Source organism: Kingella bonacorsii (assembly GCF_016623605.1).
GTDB classification, from domain to species: Bacteria; Pseudomonadota; Gammaproteobacteria; order Burkholderiales; family Neisseriaceae; genus Kingella_B; species Kingella_B oralis.
Genome location: NZ_JAEHNZ010000002.1, coordinates 609,677 through 628,238, shown reverse-complemented (window position 1 = coordinate 628,238; position 18,562 = coordinate 609,677). Strand labels below are relative to the sequence as shown.

16 protein-coding genes and 4 tRNA genes are annotated in these 18,562 nt (G+C 50.7%); 3 read left to right on the top strand and 17 right to left on the bottom strand.

The features are described from left to right. The first annotated feature begins 9 nt into the window (after positions 1-9). The 3 genes from JDW22_RS08250 to JDW22_RS08240 all read left to right on the top strand — a co-directional run bounded on the left by JDW22_RS08250 (position 10) and on the right by JDW22_RS08240 (position 3,138). The gene (locus JDW22_RS08250) at positions 10-819 is read left to right on the top strand and encodes a hypothetical protein (RefSeq protein WP_200522614.1); all 810 of its coding nucleotides are present in this window, start codon (positions 10-12) and stop codon (positions 817-819) included. A gap of 112 nt (positions 820-931) precedes the next feature. Continuing rightward, positions 932-2,791 (top strand): excinuclease ABC subunit UvrC, encoded by a 1,860-nt coding sequence (gene uvrC / locus JDW22_RS08245; RefSeq protein ID WP_200522613.1) that lies wholly within the window; start codon positions 932-934, stop codon positions 2,789-2,791. Between the two features lie 197 nt (positions 2,792-2,988). Beyond that, positions 2,989-3,138 (top strand): hypothetical protein, encoded by a 150-nt coding sequence (locus tag JDW22_RS08240; protein ID WP_155802908.1) that lies wholly within the window; start codon positions 2,989-2,991, stop codon positions 3,136-3,138. A 53-nt stretch (positions 3,139-3,191) separates the two neighbouring features. Here the strand turns inward: JDW22_RS08240 and JDW22_RS08235 are convergent, their stop codons facing one another. The 17 genes from JDW22_RS08235 to JDW22_RS08155 form a co-directional block, all read right to left on the bottom strand. After that, entirely contained in the window at positions 3,192-3,749 is a 558-nt protein-coding gene (locus tag JDW22_RS08235; protein ID WP_200522612.1) for a hypothetical protein, read from the bottom strand. Between the two features lie 70 nt (positions 3,750-3,819). Then, positions 3,820-4,305, bottom strand: coding sequence for a prolyl-tRNA synthetase associated domain-containing protein (locus JDW22_RS08230; protein ID WP_200522611.1), 486 nt, complete (start codon positions 4,303-4,305; stop codon positions 3,820-3,822). A gap of 84 nt (positions 4,306-4,389) precedes the next feature. Continuing rightward, positions 4,390-8,616 carry a DNA-directed RNA polymerase subunit beta' gene (gene rpoC / locus JDW22_RS08225; RefSeq protein ID WP_200522610.1) on the bottom strand — a complete coding sequence of 1,409 codons (4,227 nt, stop codon included), beginning with the start codon at positions 8,614-8,616 and terminating at the stop codon, positions 4,390-4,392. 8 nt (positions 8,617-8,624) lie between these two features. Further along, positions 8,625-8,807: a hypothetical protein gene (locus JDW22_RS08220; RefSeq protein WP_003793154.1), complete on the bottom strand. Its 183-nt coding sequence runs from the start codon at positions 8,805-8,807 to the stop codon at positions 8,625-8,627. Continuing rightward, positions 8,788-12,984: a DNA-directed RNA polymerase subunit beta gene (gene rpoB / locus JDW22_RS08215; protein ID WP_200522609.1), complete on the bottom strand. Its 4,197-nt coding sequence runs from the start codon at positions 12,982-12,984 to the stop codon at positions 8,788-8,790. Before rpoB ends, JDW22_RS08220 begins: the two co-directional genes overlap by 20 nt. 271 nt (positions 12,985-13,255) lie before the next feature. Continuing rightward, complete coding sequence (gene rplL / locus JDW22_RS08210; RefSeq protein WP_003793150.1) at positions 13,256-13,630, bottom strand: 50S ribosomal protein L7/L12; 375 nt, start codon at positions 13,628-13,630, stop codon at positions 13,256-13,258. Positions 13,631-13,702: 72 nt separating this feature from the next. Next, positions 13,703-14,200 (bottom strand): 50S ribosomal protein L10, encoded by a 498-nt coding sequence (gene rplJ, locus JDW22_RS08205; RefSeq protein WP_003793148.1) that lies wholly within the window; start codon positions 14,198-14,200, stop codon positions 13,703-13,705. Positions 14,201-14,442: 242 nt separating this feature from the next. Then, the gene (gene rplA / locus JDW22_RS08200; RefSeq protein ID WP_200522608.1) at positions 14,443-15,138 is read right to left on the bottom strand and encodes a 50S ribosomal protein L1; all 696 of its coding nucleotides are present in this window, start codon (positions 15,136-15,138) and stop codon (positions 14,443-14,445) included. Beyond that, positions 15,138-15,572 (bottom strand): 50S ribosomal protein L11, encoded by a 435-nt coding sequence (gene rplK, locus JDW22_RS08195; protein ID WP_003793142.1) that lies wholly within the window; start codon positions 15,570-15,572, stop codon positions 15,138-15,140. Before rplK ends, rplA begins: the two co-directional genes overlap by 1 nt. Positions 15,573-15,694: 122 nt before the next feature. Next, positions 15,695-16,234, bottom strand: a complete 540-nt coding sequence (gene nusG, locus JDW22_RS08190) for a transcription termination/antitermination protein NusG (protein ID WP_003793139.1) — start codon at positions 16,232-16,234, stop codon at positions 15,695-15,697. A gap of 2 nt (positions 16,235-16,236) precedes the next feature. After that, complete coding sequence (secE, locus tag JDW22_RS08185) at positions 16,237-16,458, bottom strand: preprotein translocase subunit SecE (protein ID WP_081446068.1); 222 nt, start codon at positions 16,456-16,458, stop codon at positions 16,237-16,239. Positions 16,459-16,523: 65 nt separating this feature from the next. Continuing rightward, positions 16,524-16,599, bottom strand: a tRNA-Trp gene (locus JDW22_RS08180). Between the two features lie 11 nt (positions 16,600-16,610). Further along, positions 16,611-17,795, bottom strand: a complete 1,185-nt coding sequence (gene tuf / locus JDW22_RS08175; protein WP_003793138.1) for an elongation factor Tu — start codon at positions 17,793-17,795, stop codon at positions 16,611-16,613. Between the two features lie 56 nt (positions 17,796-17,851). Further along, positions 17,852-17,926 (bottom strand) — tRNA-Thr (locus JDW22_RS08170). A 7-nt stretch (positions 17,927-17,933) separates the two neighbouring features. Further along, positions 17,934-18,007: transfer RNA gene (locus tag JDW22_RS08165), tRNA-Gly, on the bottom strand. Positions 18,008-18,041: 34 nt separating this feature from the next. Beyond that, positions 18,042-18,125: transfer RNA gene (locus JDW22_RS08160), tRNA-Tyr, on the bottom strand. A gap of 83 nt (positions 18,126-18,208) precedes the next feature. Then, the gene (locus JDW22_RS08155; RefSeq protein WP_200522607.1) at positions 18,209-18,460 is read right to left on the bottom strand and encodes a YfhL family 4Fe-4S dicluster ferredoxin; all 252 of its coding nucleotides are present in this window, start codon (positions 18,458-18,460) and stop codon (positions 18,209-18,211) included. Between the last annotated feature and the right edge of the window lie 102 nt (positions 18,461-18,562).

Genomic DNA, 18,562 nt, shown 5'->3' with positions numbered 1-18,562 from the left:
TTACACACCATGATGCTAAAAAAAGCCACGCTGGTTCTATTTTGCGTTTTCTCGTTTTCAGGCTGCTACCGTGCGGATAATAACCAAGCCTTGCGCAATCAGCCCGCGCCGCCGCGCACCGCCGATTACACCTTGCGCCTGCCGGAGGGCTGGCAGCAAATCGCCACGCAAACCAGCCAAACCTACACCAGCCCCATCGCGTTCACCCCCGCCCAAACCAAAACGGTTTACTACTTTGCCAACAACGGCGCAGCCACCAGCGCGCCCAGCAACGAAGGCTATTACCGCGAGCTGCTGGGCAAAACCGCCGAGGGCAAGCGCGTGGTGCAAGATTTTTACCAAAGCAGCCAAACGCCGCAAACCGCGCCTTTTGTGCTGGAAGACGACGCCGATATCGCATCGTTTGATTCGGATGTGAACAACGGGCGCATCGTGTGGTTTACGCGCGGCGGCGATGTGGAAGAAATGGGCGATTACGAAAAAGGCAAACCCATCGGCGCAACGTTGGGCATCCGCCACGGCAAAGCTGTGCTGGCAACGGAAAAAACCGACAACGGCACCACCGTTTATACGCTAGACGACAACGCCCGAATGGCATCCGCCCTTACCGAACGCGGCAACACCACCCGCGCCATTCTGTTCTACTCCAACGGTAGCGCGATGTTCCAAGGCGACATCGCCGCCGACACGGGAACATTCGCCACCACTTATTGCTGGAACGAAGCCGCCCAGCCGATTGCCTGCGACCGCATTCAAAACGAAGTGGAGGCGGGTTTGCAGCAAGCGGATAGCCTAGCCCGAAGTTTGGCGCACAACTAAGGCAGCCTGAAACCCTTGCCCACGCCCAAGGCAGCCTTAAAACCTTTTTTTTCGTTTTCAGGCTGCCTTTTTCCTTATAATCCATCCCCCAAACCCCATAGGCAGCCTGAAAATGCCCACCGCCCCCGCCCAGCCCAACGGCTTCAACCTAGAAATCTTCCTCAAATCCCTGCCCAACAGCGCAGGCGTGTATCGCATGATTGCCGCCGACGGCACGGTGTTATACGTCGGCAAAGCGGTTAATCTCAAACGCCGCGTGTCCAGCTATTTCCAAAAAAACGACCACTCCCCGCGCATCCGTCTGATGCTCCAACAAGTCGCGCGCATAGAAATCACGCTCACCCAAAGCGAAGCCGAAGCGCTGATTTTGGAAAACAACCTCATCAAATCGCTCTCGCCCAAATACAACATCCTGTTCCGCGACGACAAATCCTATCCCTACCTGATGATTAGCGGGCACGCCTACCCCCAGCTTGCCTACTACCGAGGCAGCCTGAAAAAGCCCAACCAATACTTTGGGCCCTACCCCAATGGCTACGCCGTGCGCGACAGCATAGAAATTTTGCAAAAAGTATTCCGCCTGCGCACCTGCGAAGACAGCGTGTTCGCCCACCGCGACCGCCCCTGCCTGCTCCATCAAATCAAGCGCTGCTCCGCCCCCTGCGTGGGCGCAGTTTCCGCCGAAGAATATGCCGAGCAAGTGCGCCGCGCTACCGCCTTTTTAAACGGGCGCACCGCCGATTTAACCCGCGATTTGGAAGCTGCCATGCACCAAGCCGCCGAAAAGCTGGACTTTGAACGCGCCGCAGGGCTGCGCGACCAAATCCAAGCCCTAGCCGTGATGCAATCCAAACAATTCATCGACAGCCAAAACCAAAACAGTAAACAGCAAGACATAGACATCATCGCCATCGCCCAAGCGCAAGGCAGCATCTGCGTGCATTGGGTAAGCATACGCGGCGGGCGGCATGTGGGCGATCGCAGCTTCTTCCCCGACACCCGCCAAGACCCCAGCCCCAACCCGCAAGACTACGCCGAAGCCTTTGTTGCCCAGCATTATTTGGGCAAGCCCAAGCCCGATGTGTTCATCACCAATTTCAGGCTGCCTGAAAGCCTGCAAACCGCGTTAAACAGCGAACACCCGCGCCAAATCGTGTTCACCCAAGGCGAGAGGGGCGAGCGCAAAGTCTGGCTCAACATGGCGGTGCGCAATGCCGAACACGCCCTATCGCAACACCAACTGCAAAACAGCAATCAACAAGAGCGCGTTGCCGCCCTTGCTGAAATCATCGGGCTGCCTGAAAACGAATTGCAACGGCTAGAATGCTTTGACATCAGCCACACCCAAGGCGAAGCCACCCTCGCCAGCTGCGTGGTGTACGACCAATACGCCATGCAACCCAGCCAATACCGCCGCTACAACATCACCACCGCCAAAGCAGGCGACGACTACGCCGCCATGCGCGAAGTGCTCACCCGTCGCTACGGCAAAATGCAACAAGCCCGCAACAACGGCGAAACCGTGCGTTTCCCCGATGCCGTGCTGATAGACGGCGGCAAAGGGCAAATCCGCATGGCAACCGAAGTGTGGGCAGAACTCGGCTTGCACATCCCCCTTGTTGGCATCGCCAAAGGCGTAGAACGCAAAGCAGGCTTGGAAGAATTGATTTTGCCGTTCCAAAACCGCCAATTCAGGCTGCCGCCCAACAGCCCCGCGCTGCATTTATTGCAAACCGTGCGCGACGAATCCCACCGCTTCGCCATCACTGGCATGCGCGCCAAACGCGACAAAGCCCGCGTTACTTCATCGCTGGGCGACATCGCGGGCATCGGCGCCAAACGCAAAGCCGCACTGTTAACCCGTTTTGGCGGGTTGCGCGGCGTTCAGGCGGCCAGCATAGACGACTTGGCGCAAACCGACGGCATCAGCCGCGCGCTGGCAGAGAAGATTTACGGGTATTTCCATGGCTAGGCGCGGGGCAAGGGCGTGCGCTAGTCATAGCCATAAAAGGCAGCCTGAAACAGGGAAATAGCGTTTCAGGCTGCCTTTCCTTTATGGGCAACGGCGCAATCCATCCACCCCGACACAAGGCAGCCTGAAACCTTGGCAAAACCTGCAATCCGTGGAGCATTGGCGGCTCGCCGACATTGCCAACCAATAAAGCCCCGTTGAATAAACCATTTAGCAGCGAGCCGTCGCTCCATTTTAGGTTTCAGGCTGCCTCAGAACCTTTGCAAAGGTTTCAGTCTATTAAATACGCCATCCGCCAAAGCCAAAGGCAGCCTGAAAACGAGCGAAGCGAGTTTCAGCGAAGCTAAAACAACATTCAAAACTGTTTTCAGGCTGCCTTTGGCGCGTGGGCAGGACAACATCAGCGCAACATCAACGCCTTCTCCACTTGCCGCTTGTTCACATTCGCAATCTCTTGAATCAACGCGACGTTTTGATTCGCCCAATCTTTCGCCTTGTTGCCGTCAAGCGAAGACAAGGGCGAGCGGCGGGCAAACTGCACGGAATACAGCCCCTCCCTGCCTTTCCAATAGCGGAACACATTGGATTCTATAAAGCCGTTCCTGCCCGTTTGGTACGCATAAAACTGCACAACCGCCCCGTCTTTTTGCGGCCGGATATTCGGCGGCGGCATATCGGGATATTGCCGCCGCGCCAGCGCAGCCATGTTTTGCGCCATCTTCATCGGGTCGTTGTTGATTTGCGGCGCGCTTTGCAAACGCAGCCCGATTAAGCGCATCCACCGCTCGAAGGTTTCATTGGCGGGGACGTACTCCTTCAAGCGTTCCGATGCCGTCATCTGCCCCACAAATTCTTGCGGCAGAATTTTGCCTTCCATTTTAACGGGCGAAGGCGCAGCAATCGCCCATGATGCCGCCAGCAGGCAAGCGGTCGTTAGCGCAGAACGAATAAGTTTCATCAAATCATCCTTCTATCCTGTTTACGATGAGAACGGCAGCCTGAAAACCGCGGGCTGCAACAAGCGAACGCTAACACATTACCCGCAACGGCGGATGCCCCGCATACTCCAAAAAGCGCACAAAATCGGCATAAGCAATATTCAGCGTGGTGGTGTTGATAAACGGATGAAAGCCCACCGTTTGCGTTTCGTCCACCTCCGCGTCGATGACTACCTGCACCTTGTTATCCGCATCAAACAGCACGCCAAACGGTGTAACCGCGCCTGCTTCCACCGCCAGCAACGCCGCCAATTCTTCATCGCCCACAAACGACAAGCGGCTCACGCTCAACGCTTCTGCCAAGCGTTTCAAATCCGCGCTTTTCTCATCGCGCAAAATCACCAAAAAATACTGCTTGCCCTTTTTGGTTTTCAAACACAGATTTTTCACTTGCTGTCCAGGCAATACAATATCCGTGTCGCGCACCGAAGTAATCGGCGCGTGGTCTAACCGCTCGTAAGCAATGTTCAACTTCGCCAGCACATCATAAGCCACATCGGGAGTAGGCATTTCCATAACGTTTTCCTTTCATAATGGTTGATAAAAAGGCAGCCTGAAAAGCGATTTTACTCGTTTTCAGGCTGCCTCTATTACTGCGCTTTATGCTTCCTCGTCATCCATGGCGATGGCATCGGCTGCTTCTGCCGCTTCTGCTGCAATCACTTCGCGACTTTCTGCCACCGCAGCCGCAGCACGTTGGCTTGCCCATGCGGCGCGACGGGCGCGATGGTAGCTCAAACCTGTGCCAGCAGGAATCAAGCGACCCACAATCACGTTTTCTTTCAAGCCGCGCAAGTCGTCTTTGCGACCCATAATCGCCGCTTCGGTGAGCACGCGCGTGGTCTCTTGGAACGAGGCCGCCGAGATAAAGCTGTCGGTGGAAAGCGAGGCTTTGGTGATGCCAAGCAACACGTTGTCAAAACGCGCAGGCTCTTTGCCCGCCGCAATCGCCGCCTCGTTGGCAATCATCACTTCGGCGCGCTCCACTTGTTCGCCCGTGATGAAGTTGGTATCGCCGGGATCCACAATGCTCACGCGGCGCAACATTTGGCGAATAATCACTTCAATGTGCTTGTCGGAAATTTTCACGCCTTGCAAGCGATACACTTCTTGCACCTCTTGCACGATGTAGCGCGTCAAAGCCTCAATGCCTTGCAAACGCAAGATGTCGTGCGGGTCAACCGCCCCGTCCACCACCGTTTCGCCACGGTTCACCACTTGCCCGTCATGCACCAAAAGCTGTTTCTCTTTGGAAATCAGCGTTTCATGGGTTACGCCGTCCAAATCGGTAATCACCAAACGTTGTTTGCCTTTGGTTTCCTTGCCGAACGACACCGTGCCGGTCACTTCCGCCAGCATGCCGGCGTCTTTGGGCACGCGCGCTTCAAACAATTCGGCCACGCGCGGCAAACCGCCCGTAATATCGCGTGTTTTGGTGGTCGCTTGCGGAATACGCGCCAACACATCGCCCTTGCCGATTTCTTGCCCTTCGCGCACTTGGATAATCGCACCCACAGGGAAAGTCATGCTAACAGGCGTTTGCGTGCCCGCAATCAACACAGGCTCGCCGTTTTCGTCCAACAGTTTCACCGTTGGGCGCAGCAATTTGCTGGTGCTGGCGCGGCGTTTGCCGTCAATCACCACCAAAGTGGACAAGCCCGTAACATCGTCGGTTTGACGGGTAACGGTAACACCCTCTTCCACGTTTTCAAATTCCACGCGACCTGCGTGTTCGGTAATCATCGGATGGGTGTGCGGATCCCAAGTCGCCAGCATCGTGCCTGCTTTCAACTCTTCTCCATCTTGCACTTTCAGCGTCGCGCCGTAAGGGATTTTGTGCAACTCGCGTTCACGGCCTGCCGCGTCCAAAATCATGATTTCGCACGAGCGGCCAATCACAATCAATTCGCCTTTATTATTGGCGATGTAACGCATTTGCCCGCCAAAACGCACCGTGCCGTTAGACTTGGCTTCCACTTGGCTCGCCGCCGCCGCACGCGATGCCGCGCCACCGATGTGGAACGTACGCATCGTCAGCTGGGTGCCCGGTTCGCCGATAGACTGCGCCGCAATCACGCCGACTGCTTCGCCCGCGTTCACCAATTTACCGCGCGCCAAGTCGCGCCCGTAGCATTTGGCGCACAAGCCATAGCGGGTTTGACAGGTAATCGGCGTGCGCACTTTCACTTCATCCACGCCTGAGTTATCAATCAAATCAACCAGTTTTTCGTCAAGCAGCGTGCCCGATTCAATAATGGTTGCGCCCGAATTGGGGTCAACCACATCGGTGGCGGTAACGCGTCCCAAAATGCGGTCGCGTAGAGCTTCGATGATGTCGCCGCCTTGCACCACGGCTTTCATGGCAAAGCCTTCATCCGTGCCGCAATCGTCTTCCACCACCACCAAATCTTGGGTAACGTCCACCAAGCGGCGGGTCAGGTAACCTGAGTTTGCCGTTTTCAACGCCGTATCCGCCAAGCCTTTACGCGCGCCGTGGGTCGCAATAAAGTATTGCAACACGGTCAAACCTTCGCGGAAGTTTGCGGTAATCGGCGTTTCAATGATGGAGCCGTCTGGTTTCGCCATCAAGCCGCGCATACCCGACAACTGTTTAATCTGCGCTGCCGAACCCCGCGCGCCTGAGTCCGCCATCATATAAATGGAGTTGAACGACTCTTGGTTTACGGTGTTGCCCTCGCGGTCTTGCACTTTTTGCACCGACAGATTGTCCATCATCGCTTTGGCGATTTTGTCGCCTGCGCGACCCCAAATATCCACCACTTTGTTGTAGCGTTCGCCGTTGGTTACCAAACCTTGACGGTATTGGTCTTCAATTTCTTTCACTTCGGCATTGGCTTCGGCAAGCAATTTCGGTTTTTCTTTCGGGATTTCCATGTCGTCCACGCAAATGGAAATGCCACCTTTGGCTGCTAGTGCAAAACCTGTGTACATCAAATGGTCGGCGAAAATCACCGTATCGCGCAAACCGCACAAGCGGAATGAGGCGTTAATCAGTTGCGAAATCGCTTTTTTCTTCAACGCTTTGTCAATGTAGCTAAACGGTAAGCCTTTGGGCAGAATTTCGCTCAACAATGCGCGCCCAACGGTGGTGTTGTAGCGGTTGATGACGGCTTCGTATTCGCCTTCGTCATTTTTCACCCACTCTTTCAGGCGCACGGTGATTTTGGTGCCCAGTTCCACTTGTTTGGTGTGATAAGCGCGGTGCACTTCTTTCACATCGGCAAACAAGGTGCCCTCGCCCAAGCCGTTGATTTTGTCGCGGGTCATGTAATACAAGCCCAGCACGATGTCTTGCGATGGCACGATAATCGGCTCGCCGTTGGCCGGCGCGAGCACATTGTTAGAAGCCAGCATCAAAGTGCGCGCTTCCATTTGTGCTTCCAAGCTCAATGGCACGTGAACCGCCATTTGGTCGCCGTCAAAGTCGGCGTTAAACGCAGCACACACCAAGGGATGCAGCTGGATGGCTTTGCCTTCAATCAAAATCGGCTCAAACGCTTGAATACCCAAGCGGTGCAAGGTAGGCGCACGGTTCAGCAAAATAGGGTGTTCGCGAATCACTTCTTCCAAGATGTCCCACACTTCGGGCACTTCTTGTTCCACCAATTTTTTGGCTGCCTTAACGGTGGTTGCCAGTTCGCGCTGTTCTAGCTTGTGGAAAATAAAGGGTTTGAACAATTCCAATGCCATTTTTTTCGGCAAGCCGCATTGGTGCAGGCGCAGGTAAGGACCTACGGTAATCACGGAACGACCCGAATAGTCCACCCGTTTACCCAGCAGGTTTTGACGGAAGCGACCGCTCTTACCTTTAATCATATCCGCCAGCGATTTCAATGGGCGTTTGTTTGCGCCTGTCATCGCTTTACCACGGCGACCGTTGTCCAGCAGGCTGTCCACCGCTTCTTGCAGCATGCGTTTTTCGTTGCGCACAATGATGTCGGGCGCGCGCAATTCCAACAAGCGTTTCAAACGGTTGTTGCGGTTAATCACGCGGCGATACAAATCGTTCAAATCGGAAGTGGCAAAACGTCCGCCATCCAATGGCACGAGCGGGCGCAAATCGGGCGGCAGCACGGGCAGCACGTCCATAATCATCCATTCCAGCTTCATGCCGCTGCGTTGGAACGCTTCCAGCACTTTCAGGCGTTTGGCGATTTTTTTGATTTTGGTGTCGGAGCTGGTGGCTTGCAACTCTTGGCGCAAAATTTCAATTTCTTGCTCCACATTCAGGCTGCGCAACAACTCGCGGATACCTTCCGCGCCCATGTAGGCATCAAACTCTTCGCCGTATTCTTCCAATTTGGCGTAGTAATCTTCTTCGGTGAGCAGTTGGCGGCGTTGCAAATTGGTTAAGCCGGGGTCGGTTACCACAAACGCTTCAAAGTACAACACGCGCTCGATGTCGCGCAAAGTCATGTCCAACACCATGCCCAAGCGCGAAGGCAGGGATTTCAAGAACCAGATGTGGGCAACGGGCGCGGCCAGCTCAATATGCCCCATGCGCTCGCGGCGCACTTTGGTGAGCGTTACTTCCACGCCGCATTTTTCGCAGGTTACGCCTTTGAATTTCAAGCGTTTGTATTTGCCGCACAAGCATTCGTAGTCTTTTACCGGACCGAAAATTTTGGCGCAGAACAAGCCGTCGCGCTCGGGTTTGAACGTGCGGTAGTTAATGGTTTCGGGCTTTTTCACTTCGCCGTATGACCATGAGCGGATGGTTTCGGGCGAGGCGATGCCGATTTTGATGGCATCAAATTCTTCTGAACCTGCTTGTTGCAGGGGGGCGAATAAATCGGTTAGGTTCATTTTTGCTCCTAATAATTGGGCGATTTTTGCAATGGGGTGGCTTTCAGGCTGCCTGAAACAGGTTTTGCGGCGTATGCTGCGTATTCATTTTCAGGCTGCCGAACAGCATCGCTGGCGTTTAGATGCAGCCTGAAAACCGGTTTGCGCGTTTTCAGGCTGCCTCGCTCGGCATCAATTGTTTTCCAAATCAATATCCAAACCCAGCGAACGGATTTCTTTCACAATCACATTAAACGATTCAGGCATGCCCGCATCAATTTTGTGTTCGCCTTTCACGATGTTTTCATACATCTTCGTGCGACCGGTAACGTCATCGGATTTCACCGTCAACATCTCTTGCAAGGTGTACGCCGCGCCGTAGGCTTCCAGCGCCCACACCTCCATCTCACCGAACCGCTGGCCACCGAACTGCGCTTTACCGCCCAACGGTTGTTGCGTTACCAAGCTGTATGGACCGGTTGAACGCGCGTGCATTTTCTCGTCCACCAAGTGGTGCAGTTTCAGATAGTGCATCACGCCCACGGTTACTTTGCGGTCAAACGGTTCGCCCGAACGCCCGTCATACAGCGTGATTTGCGTTTTGGTGTCGTTAAAGCCCAATTTTTGCACTTCGGGATCATCGCTTGGATACGCCAAATTCAGCATCTCGTAGATTTCTTTTTCCTTCGCGCCGTCAAACACAGGCGAAGCAAAGGTTGCACCACGGCGCAGGTTATCCGCCAAAACTAAGATGTCTTCGTCGCTCAGGCTATCCAAATCCTCGTGCTTGCCGCTGCCGTTATACAGCTTGTTCAAGAACGCGCGGATTTCTTTCACCTTACGATGCTCTTGCAGCATTTTGTCAATACGCTGACCGATGCCTTTTGCTGCCCAGCCCAAATGCACTTCCAAAATCTGACCGATATTCATACGCGAAGGCACGCCCAATGGGTTCAACACGATGTCCACCGTGCGACCATCCGCCATATAAGGCATGTCTTCCACAGGCAGAATGCGCGACACCACGCCTTTATTCCCATGGCGGCCCGCCATTTTGTCGCCCGCTTGCAAGCGGCGTTTAATCGCGATAAACACTTTCACGGTTTTTTGCACGCCGGCCGGCAGCTCGTCGCCTTGCGTCATTTTTTTCTTTTTCACTTCAAACAAGGCTTCGGCTTCGCTGCGTTTTTCTTGCAACGACAGCTTCATCAATTCAAGCTGCTTGGCGATTTCTTCATCGGCAACGCGAATATCAAACCAATCGTGGCGGCTGGTTAGCCCGTCCAAATATTCTTGCGTGATGACTTTGCCTTTGCCCAGTTTGTTCGGACCGCCATTCGCTTTTTGGCCCACAATCATGCGTTGGATACGGTCAAACGTATCGTTGTCAAAAATACGGATTTGGTCGTTCAAATCTTGACGGTAACGTTTCAATTCCGCATCAATAATGGCTTGGGCGCGTTTGTCGCGCTGAATGCCCTCGCGCGTGAACACTTGCACGTCAATCACCGTGCCGCTCATGCCTGTTGGCATGCGCAAAGACGTGTCTTTCACGTCAGAGGCTTTTTCGCCGAAAATGGCGCGCAGCAGTTTTTCTTCCGGCGTGAGTTGCGTTTCGCCTTTGGGCGTTACTTTGCCCACCAACACGTCGCCCGCCTCTACTTCCGCGCCGATATAAATGATGCCGCTTTCGTCCAAACGGTTTTGCATTTTTTCCGACAGATTCGGAATATCGCGGGTGATTTCTTCTGCGCCCAATTTGGTATCACGCGCCACAACGTTCAGCTCTTCGATATGGATAGAGGTGTAACGGTCGTCTGCCGCCACTCTTTCGCTAATCAAAATAGAGTCTTCGTAGTTGTAGCCGTTCCACGGCATAAATGCGATGGTCATGTTCTGACCAAGCGCCAATTCGCCCAAATCGGTAGAGGCGCCGTCGGCAATCAAATCACCGCGTTGCAATACATCGCCCGCGCTCACGGCAGGACGTTGGTTGATGTTGGTGGATTGGTTGGAACGGGTGAATTTCACCAAATTGTAAATGTCCACACCGCCTTCTTTGGCCGTCGCCTCATCATCATGTACACGCACCACCACGCGGTTTGCGTCCACATATTCCACCACGCCGCCGCGCCGCGCCACAATAGCTGTTGCGCTGTCCACGGCTACCGAGCGTTCAATGCCCGTTCCCACCAACGGTTTCTCAGCGCGCAAGCAAGGAACAGCTTGACGTTGCATGTTCGCACCCATCAAAGCACGGTTCGCGTCATCGTGTTCCAAGAACGGAATCAGCGAAGCCGCCACGGATACCACTTGCCCCGTTGCCACGTCCATATATTGCACGCGGTCAGGCGTTGCCAAAATGGTTTCGCCTTTTTCGCGGCAGGTAATCAAATCGCCGAGCAATTTACCGTGTTTATCCAAATCGGTATTCGCTTGCGCAATCACATAGCGGCCTTCTTCAATGGCAGACAAATAGTCAATTTCATTGGTTACTTTGCCGTCCACCACGCGGCGATACGGTGTTTCCAAAAAGCCGTATTCGTTGGTGCGTGCGTAAACCGACAGCGAGTTAATCAAACCAATGTTTGGACCTTCTGGTGTTTCAATTGGGCACACGCGACCGTAATGCGTTGGGTGTACGTCGCGCACTTCAAAGCCCGCGCGTTCGCGTGTCAAACCACCCGGCCCCAAAGCCGAAACACGGCGCTTGTGCGTGATTTCAGACAGCGGATTGGTTTGATCCATAAACTGCGACAACTGGCTAGAACCGAAAAACTCTTTAATCGCAGCGGAAACAGGTTTTGCGTTAATCAAATCGGTTGGCATCAAACCTTCGCTTTCAGCTTGGTTCAAACGCTCTTTAACGGCACGCTCCACACGCGCCAAACCGCTGCGGAATTGGTTTTCCACCAATTCGCCCACCGAACGTACACGGCGGTTGCCCAAGTGGTCAATATCGTCCACCTCGCCATGCCCGTTACGCAACTCTACCAGCGTGGCAATCGTTACCACAATGTCTTCCACGCTTAGAATGTGCAGCTTGGCTTCTTTTTCGCCGACGCCCGCAAAAGTTTGATTGAGCAATCTGCCATACCAGTTGTTTTCTTGCACGGGCAGCAATTTTTGCTCATAAGTGCGGGTGTTGAATTTCATGCGGCCCACGCGCGACAAATCATAGCTTTCTTCTTGGAAGAACAATCGGTTAAACAAGGCTTCCACCGCTTCTTCAGTAGGCGGTTCACCAGGGCGCATCATGCGGTAAATTGCAATTTTGGCGGCTTGTTGATCAGCCGTTTCGTCCGTATTCAACGTTGCAGAAATGTACGCACCCGCTTCGGTTTCGCTCACAAACAAAGTTTGGATTTCTTTAATGCCTTGAATATCAAATTGCGCCAACAATTCTTCTGTGATTTCCGCGTTTGCCGTTGCCAACACTTCACCCGTATCAGGCACAATCACATCACGCGCGATAATTTTGCCAATCAGACTTTCAGCATCAATATTCAAGCGGGTAAGACCGGCAGCCTGAATATCGCGAATATTTCTCGCATTGATGCGCTTGCCTGCCGCAACCAACACATTACCCTCATTGTCGGCGATATCAAATTTTGCTGTTTCACCGCGCAAGCGCTCAGGCACCAGCGCCGTTTGCACACCTGTGCCGGATAAATAATATGTTTCCAAATCAAAGAACATCGCCAAGATTTGTTCGTTGTTGTAGCCCAAAGCGCGCAGCAAAATGGTTACAGGCATTTTGCGGCGGCGGTCAATACGGAAATAAAGCAAATCTTTGGGGTCAAACTCAAAATCTAACCACGAGCCGCGATAAGGAATAATTCGCGCAGAAAACAATAATTTGCCGGATGCGTGCGTTTTGCCACGGTCATGCTCAAAGAACACACCGGGCGAGCGGTGCAGCTGAGACACAATTACGCGCTCTGTGCCGTTGATCACAAACGAACCGCTGGGTGTCATCAAAGGAATTTCGCCCATATACACATCATTGGCACGAATCTCTTTCAATTCACGCTCTTCTACTTTGTTTGAGCCTTCTTTATTGAAAATAGCCAGTTTGATTTTGGCGCGCAAAGGCGCAGCATAAGTGATGCCACGCAATTGGCATTCGGCGATGTCAAATTCGGGCTCACCCAATACATATTGGTCAAATTGCAATTCTGCGTAACCATTGTTGCTCACAATAGGAAAAATAGAACTGAATGCCGCTTGCAAGCCCTCATCCTTGCGTTTTTGAGGCGCACAATCTTGTTGCAAAAACTTGCTGTACGATTCCAACTGAGTTGTCAGCAGATAAGGCACATCCAAAACGGTTTCACGTTTGGCGAAACTTTTGCGGATGCGCTTTTTCTCGGTAAAGGTGTAACTCATGATTTAGAGACTCCAAATGGGCAACAATGAAGAAAACAGAATTTCAGGCAGTCTGAAAAAAGAAAAACCTAAATATTCAAATAGATAAGAATAAAACAGACAGCACCCTTTTCAGGCTGCCTGATAAGCAAAATTAATATAGATTTACCAAAATTTTACTCACGCTTACAATACTAAAGTAAATCTTGGTAAATTTACACAAAGAGCTGGTTTCAAAGCACAACAAGGCTGGCAGTAAAACTGCCAGCCCATTGCGCTAATTGGCGAAATCTTATTTGATTTCCACTTTTGCGCCAGCTTCTTCCAATTGTTTTTTGATGTCATCAGCTTCTGCTTGTGAAACACCTTCTTTAAGGGTTTTAGGCGCACCGTCAACCAAGTCTTTAGCTTCTTTCAAGCCCAAGCCAGTGATGGCACGAACCACTTTAATCACGCCAACTTTTTGGTCGCCGGCAGATGCCAAAATCACATCAAATTCAGTTTTGGCTTCGCCAGCAGCAGCACCGCCAGCAGCAGGACCAGCCGCAACGGCAACAGCCGCAGCAGACACGCCGAATTTTTCTTCAAAAGCTTTAACCAGCTCGTTCAATTCCATTACAGTCAGGTTGCTTACCGCTTCCAAAATGTCTTCTTTTGTAATAGCCATGCTATTAAACTCCTAAAATATTGAGTAAAAATTAAAATTTAAAAACAAAATCCAAGTTCACAAAACACGCAATTAAGCCGCTTCGTTCTCTTTTTTCTCTGCCAAAGCAGCCAAACCACGTGCAAAACCTGAAACAGGTGCTTGCATAACAAACAACAGTTTGGACAACAGCTCTTCTCGGCTTGGAATAGATGCCAACTCGCCCACTTGGGCAGCATCTAGCATATCACCGTTATAAGAACCTGCTTTGATGATGATTTTGTCATCTTTTTTCGCGAATTGGTGCAGCACTTTCGCAGCGGCTACCGCATCTTCCGATGCAGCATAAACCAATGGACCAACCATTTGTTCAGCCAAAGCTGCAAAAGAAGTTCCTTCAACCGCACGACGAGCCAATGTGTTCTTCAGAACGCGCAAATAAACGCCTTCTTTACGCGCATTCGCACGCAGTTCGGTCATGCTGGCAACACTGATACCGCGATATTCAGCAACCACCATAGTTTGAGCATTGGCAATACCTGCCACAATCTCTTCTACGGCTGCTTTCTTGGTTTCAATATTGAGACTCAAGGTCTACCTCCCACTGTTTAAATTCAGGCAGCCTGAAAACAGACTACCCACCAGCGCGGCAACCTGATGTTAAAGACACTTTGCAAGCGACACGCTCACGCACTACCTTGTTTCAGGACTACCGTCTGCGTAGGGTTTCTAACGATTAAAACTTGCGTTCCCTACGGTCTTGGACTCCTACTTAATTTTATTTAAGTAGCCCAGTTTCAGGCTGCCTGAAAAACAAACAGCCTAAAATTTCATTAGCTATTAACGCTAGATGTATCTACACGCACACCCAAGCCCATCGTGCTGGATACGGCGATTTTTTTCAAATACTGCCCTTTAGCAGCGGCAGGTTTTGCTTTTACCAAAGCATCAAGCAGAGCATCAAAATTTTCTTTCAAGTCCGCTTCCACAAACGAAGCACGACCGATTGTTGCATGAACGATACCTGCTTTATCAGTACGATATTGCACCTGACCCGCTTTAGCATTTTTAACTGCCTCCGCCACATTAGGTGTTACTGTGCCAACCTTAGGATTTGGCATCAATCCGCGTGGTCCCAAAATCGTACCCAACTGACCTACAATACGCATAGCATCAGGCGAGGCAATCACAACATCAAAATCCATGTTGCCTTTTTTGATCTCTTCTGCCAAATCTTCAAAGCCAACAATATCTGCACCAGCAGCTTTTGCCGCATCAGCGTTTGCACCTTGCGTAAATACAGCTACGCGTGTGGTTTTACCTGTACCTTTTGGCAACACAACTGAGCCACGAATAACTTGGTCGGATTTACGTGGATCTACGCCCAAGTTAAATGAAACATCAATAGACTCATCAAATTTTGCAGTTGCCGCTTTTTTTACCAAAGCAATAGCTTCATCAAGCGCATACAGTTTGTTAGCTTCTACTGTGGCACGAATAGCTTTTAAGCGTTTAGAAACCTTAGCCATTACACCACTCCTTCCGTATTCAAGCCCATAGAACGTGCAGAACCTGCAATCGTACGAACCGCGGCATCCAAGTCTGCTGCAGTCAAATCAGGCTGCTTAGTTTTAGCAATCTCTTCCAATTGCGCACGAGTGACCGTACCCACCTTATTGGTCAAAGGATTAGAGCTACCTTTTTGCAAGCCCGCTGCTTTTTTCAACAAAATAGACGCAGGTGGCGTTTTCATTACAAACGTAAACGATTTATCCGCATACGCAGTAATCACAACAGGCGTAGGCAAACCAGGTTCCATACCTTGCGTTGCCGCATTAAACGCCTTACAAAACTCCATAATATTCAAACCACGTTGACCCAATGCAGGACCAACGGGTGGTGAAGGATTGGCTTTACCTGCAGGAATTTGCAGTTTAATATAGCCGACTACTTTTTTAGCCATTTTAAATTTACTCCAAAAAACGGGTATAACGCGGAAAATCCGCTCCCCAAAAAACGAATTGTCTATTGTAAATAATTATTGTATTTTAAGCAATACCGAAATCACAACAGATTACCCACGCCTTATATTTTCTCCACTTGCCCAAAATCCAATTCGACAGGCGTTTCTCGCCCAAAAACCTGAACAGAAACACGCAATTTGCTACGTTCATAATCAACCGTGTTCACATCACCTGTGAAATCAGCAAAAGGACCATCATTAATTCGAACCTGTTGCCCAACTTCAAATTCGGTTTTAGGCTTAGGCTTCTTCTCTCCTTGCATGCCACCAAATTGCTCCATGATGGAGTTAACTTCTCGTTGAGATATTGGTAAAGGGCGGTTTGCAGTCCCACCGATAAAACCATTCACCCTAGGTGTGCTTTTGACAAGATGCCATGAAGCATCAGTCATTTCCATTTCTACCAACACATAACCGGGAAAAAACTTTCTTTCAGAAACCGTTTTGCGCCCGTTTTTAATATCAACCACCTCTTCAACGGGAACTAAAATCTGACCAAAATAATTCTCCACCCCCTCTCGCGCTATTCTCTCCTTTAACGCCTTCTGCACATTTTTTTCAAATCCAGAATAAGCTTGCACGACATACCATTGCTTTGACATTATTATCCCTTTACCAAAATATAATTAAACACTATCCCAATAAGGGTATCTACGCCATAAATAAAAATAGCAAAAACACATGTAAATGCAATCACGAACATCGTCATTCGCACTGTGTCACTACGGCTGGGCCACACTACTTTTTTTACTTCCGCAACAGAATCTTTGATATATCGAAATAAATTAAATCTAACTCGATTATCTTGGTGAGCACTTTTATTCATTTTTCACCCGAAATAAATAGATAAGAAAAAAACTAACCGATTCTAGACCGGTTAGTTTTCTATTATGGCAGGCCAAGTAGGTCTCGAACCTACAACCCTCGGTTTTGGAGACCGATACTCTACCAATTGAGCTATTGGCCTATTAACCTTAATTAAGCAATCACGCTAGCCACAACGCCCGCACCTACTGTGCGACCACCTTCGCGAATCGCAAAGCGCAAGCCTTCTTCCATCGCAATCGGTGCAATCAATTCAACGGTGATGGTTACGTTTTCACCCGGCATCACCATTTCTACGCCTTCAGACAAGGTAACCGCACCCGTTACGTCAGTAGTACGGAAGTAGAATTGTGGACGGTAGTTGGCGAAGAATGGGGTATGACGACCACCTTCTTCTTTGCTCAATACATACACTTCGGCTTTAAATTTGGTGTGAGGGGTAATGGTGCCGGGTTTTGCCAATACTTGACCGCGTTCTACTTCTTCGCGTTTGGTACCGCGCAACAATACGCCTACGTTGTCGCCTGCTTGACCTTCGTCCAGCAATTTGCGGAACATTTCCACACCGGTGCAAGTGGTTTTTTGAGTGTCTTTCAAGCCTACGATTTCAATCTCGTCGCCTACGTGGATAACGCCGCGTTCTACACGACCTGTTACTACGGTACCGCGACCAGAGATGGAGAATACGTCTTCAATTGGCAACAAGAAAGGTTTGTCAATGGCGCGTTCTGGGGTGGGGATGTAGCTATCCAATGCGGCAGCCAATTCAAAGATTTTTTCTTTGTAGGCAGCATCGCCTTCTAGGGCTTTCAAAGCTGAACCTTGTACGATTGGGCAGTCATCACCTGGGAAATCGTAGCTAGACAACAAGTCGCGGATTTCCATTTCTACTAATTCCAACAACTCAGCATCGTCCACCATGTCACATTTGTTCATAAACACGATGATGTAAGGTACGCCTACTTGGCGGGCCAACAAGATGTGTTCACGCGTTTGGGGCATAGGACCGTCAGCAGCAGATACCACCAAGATGGCGCCGTCCATTTGCGCTGCGCCTGTAATCATGTTTTTCACATAGTCGGCGTGCCCTGGGCAGTCAACGTGTGCGTAGTGGCGAGTTTCGGTTTCGTATTCAACGTGTGCGGTGTTAATGGTAATACCGCGTGCTTTCTCTTCGGGAGCGGCGTCGATTTGGTCGTACGCTTTTGCTGTGCCGCCGAATTTTTCTGCCAAGATGGTGGTCAGGGCAGCAGTCAAAGTGGTTTTACCATGGTCAACGTGACCGATGGTGCCAACGTTTACGTGCGGTTTGCTACGTTCAAATTTTTCCTTTGCCATGGCAAATTCCTATTCAGTTAGTTTGTTAATAAATTGGATTTGGAAATATTTTTAGATGGTGCCCATGGGCAGATTTGAACTGCCGGCCTCTCCCTTACCAAGGGAGTGCTCTACCCCTGAGCTACATGGGCTTTAATTTGGAGCGGGTGAAGGGAATCGAACCCTCACCGTAAGCTTGGAAGGCTTCTGCTCTACCATTGAGCTACACCCGCTTATTTTCTACTCCAAAATACAGCAAGAATTTTATGGTGGTGGGAGAAGGATTCGAACCTTCGAAACTTTCGTGGCAGATTTACAGTCTGCTCCCTTTGACCGCTCGGGAATCCCACCAAAAGAATTGCAACTATACGTTAGTTTTTAAATTTTGGTCAAGCATAAGTTTGTTATTTTGTTGGATGTTTTTGTTTTTGCGTTTATTTTTCTTGGACGATTTTGTAGTATTTGGCGAGCAGCTGCTCATGGGTTTCAGGGTGTTCTTCGTCTATCAGGATGCAGTCTACGGGGCAGACTTGTTGGCATTGGGGTTCATCGTAGTGTCCGACGCATTGGGTGCATAGGTTGGGGTTGATTTCGTAGATTTCTTCGCCTTGCGAGATGGCATCGTTGGGGCATTCGGGTTCGCATACATCGCAGTTGATGCATTCATCGGTGATGAATAGGGACATTTTGAATCTCTTTGTGTGGTTTGAAATGGGGCTGGATTATAGCGGATTTTTTATTTTCAGGCTGCTTTTGCAGTGCGTTTTACGGTTTGAGAATGGTTATTA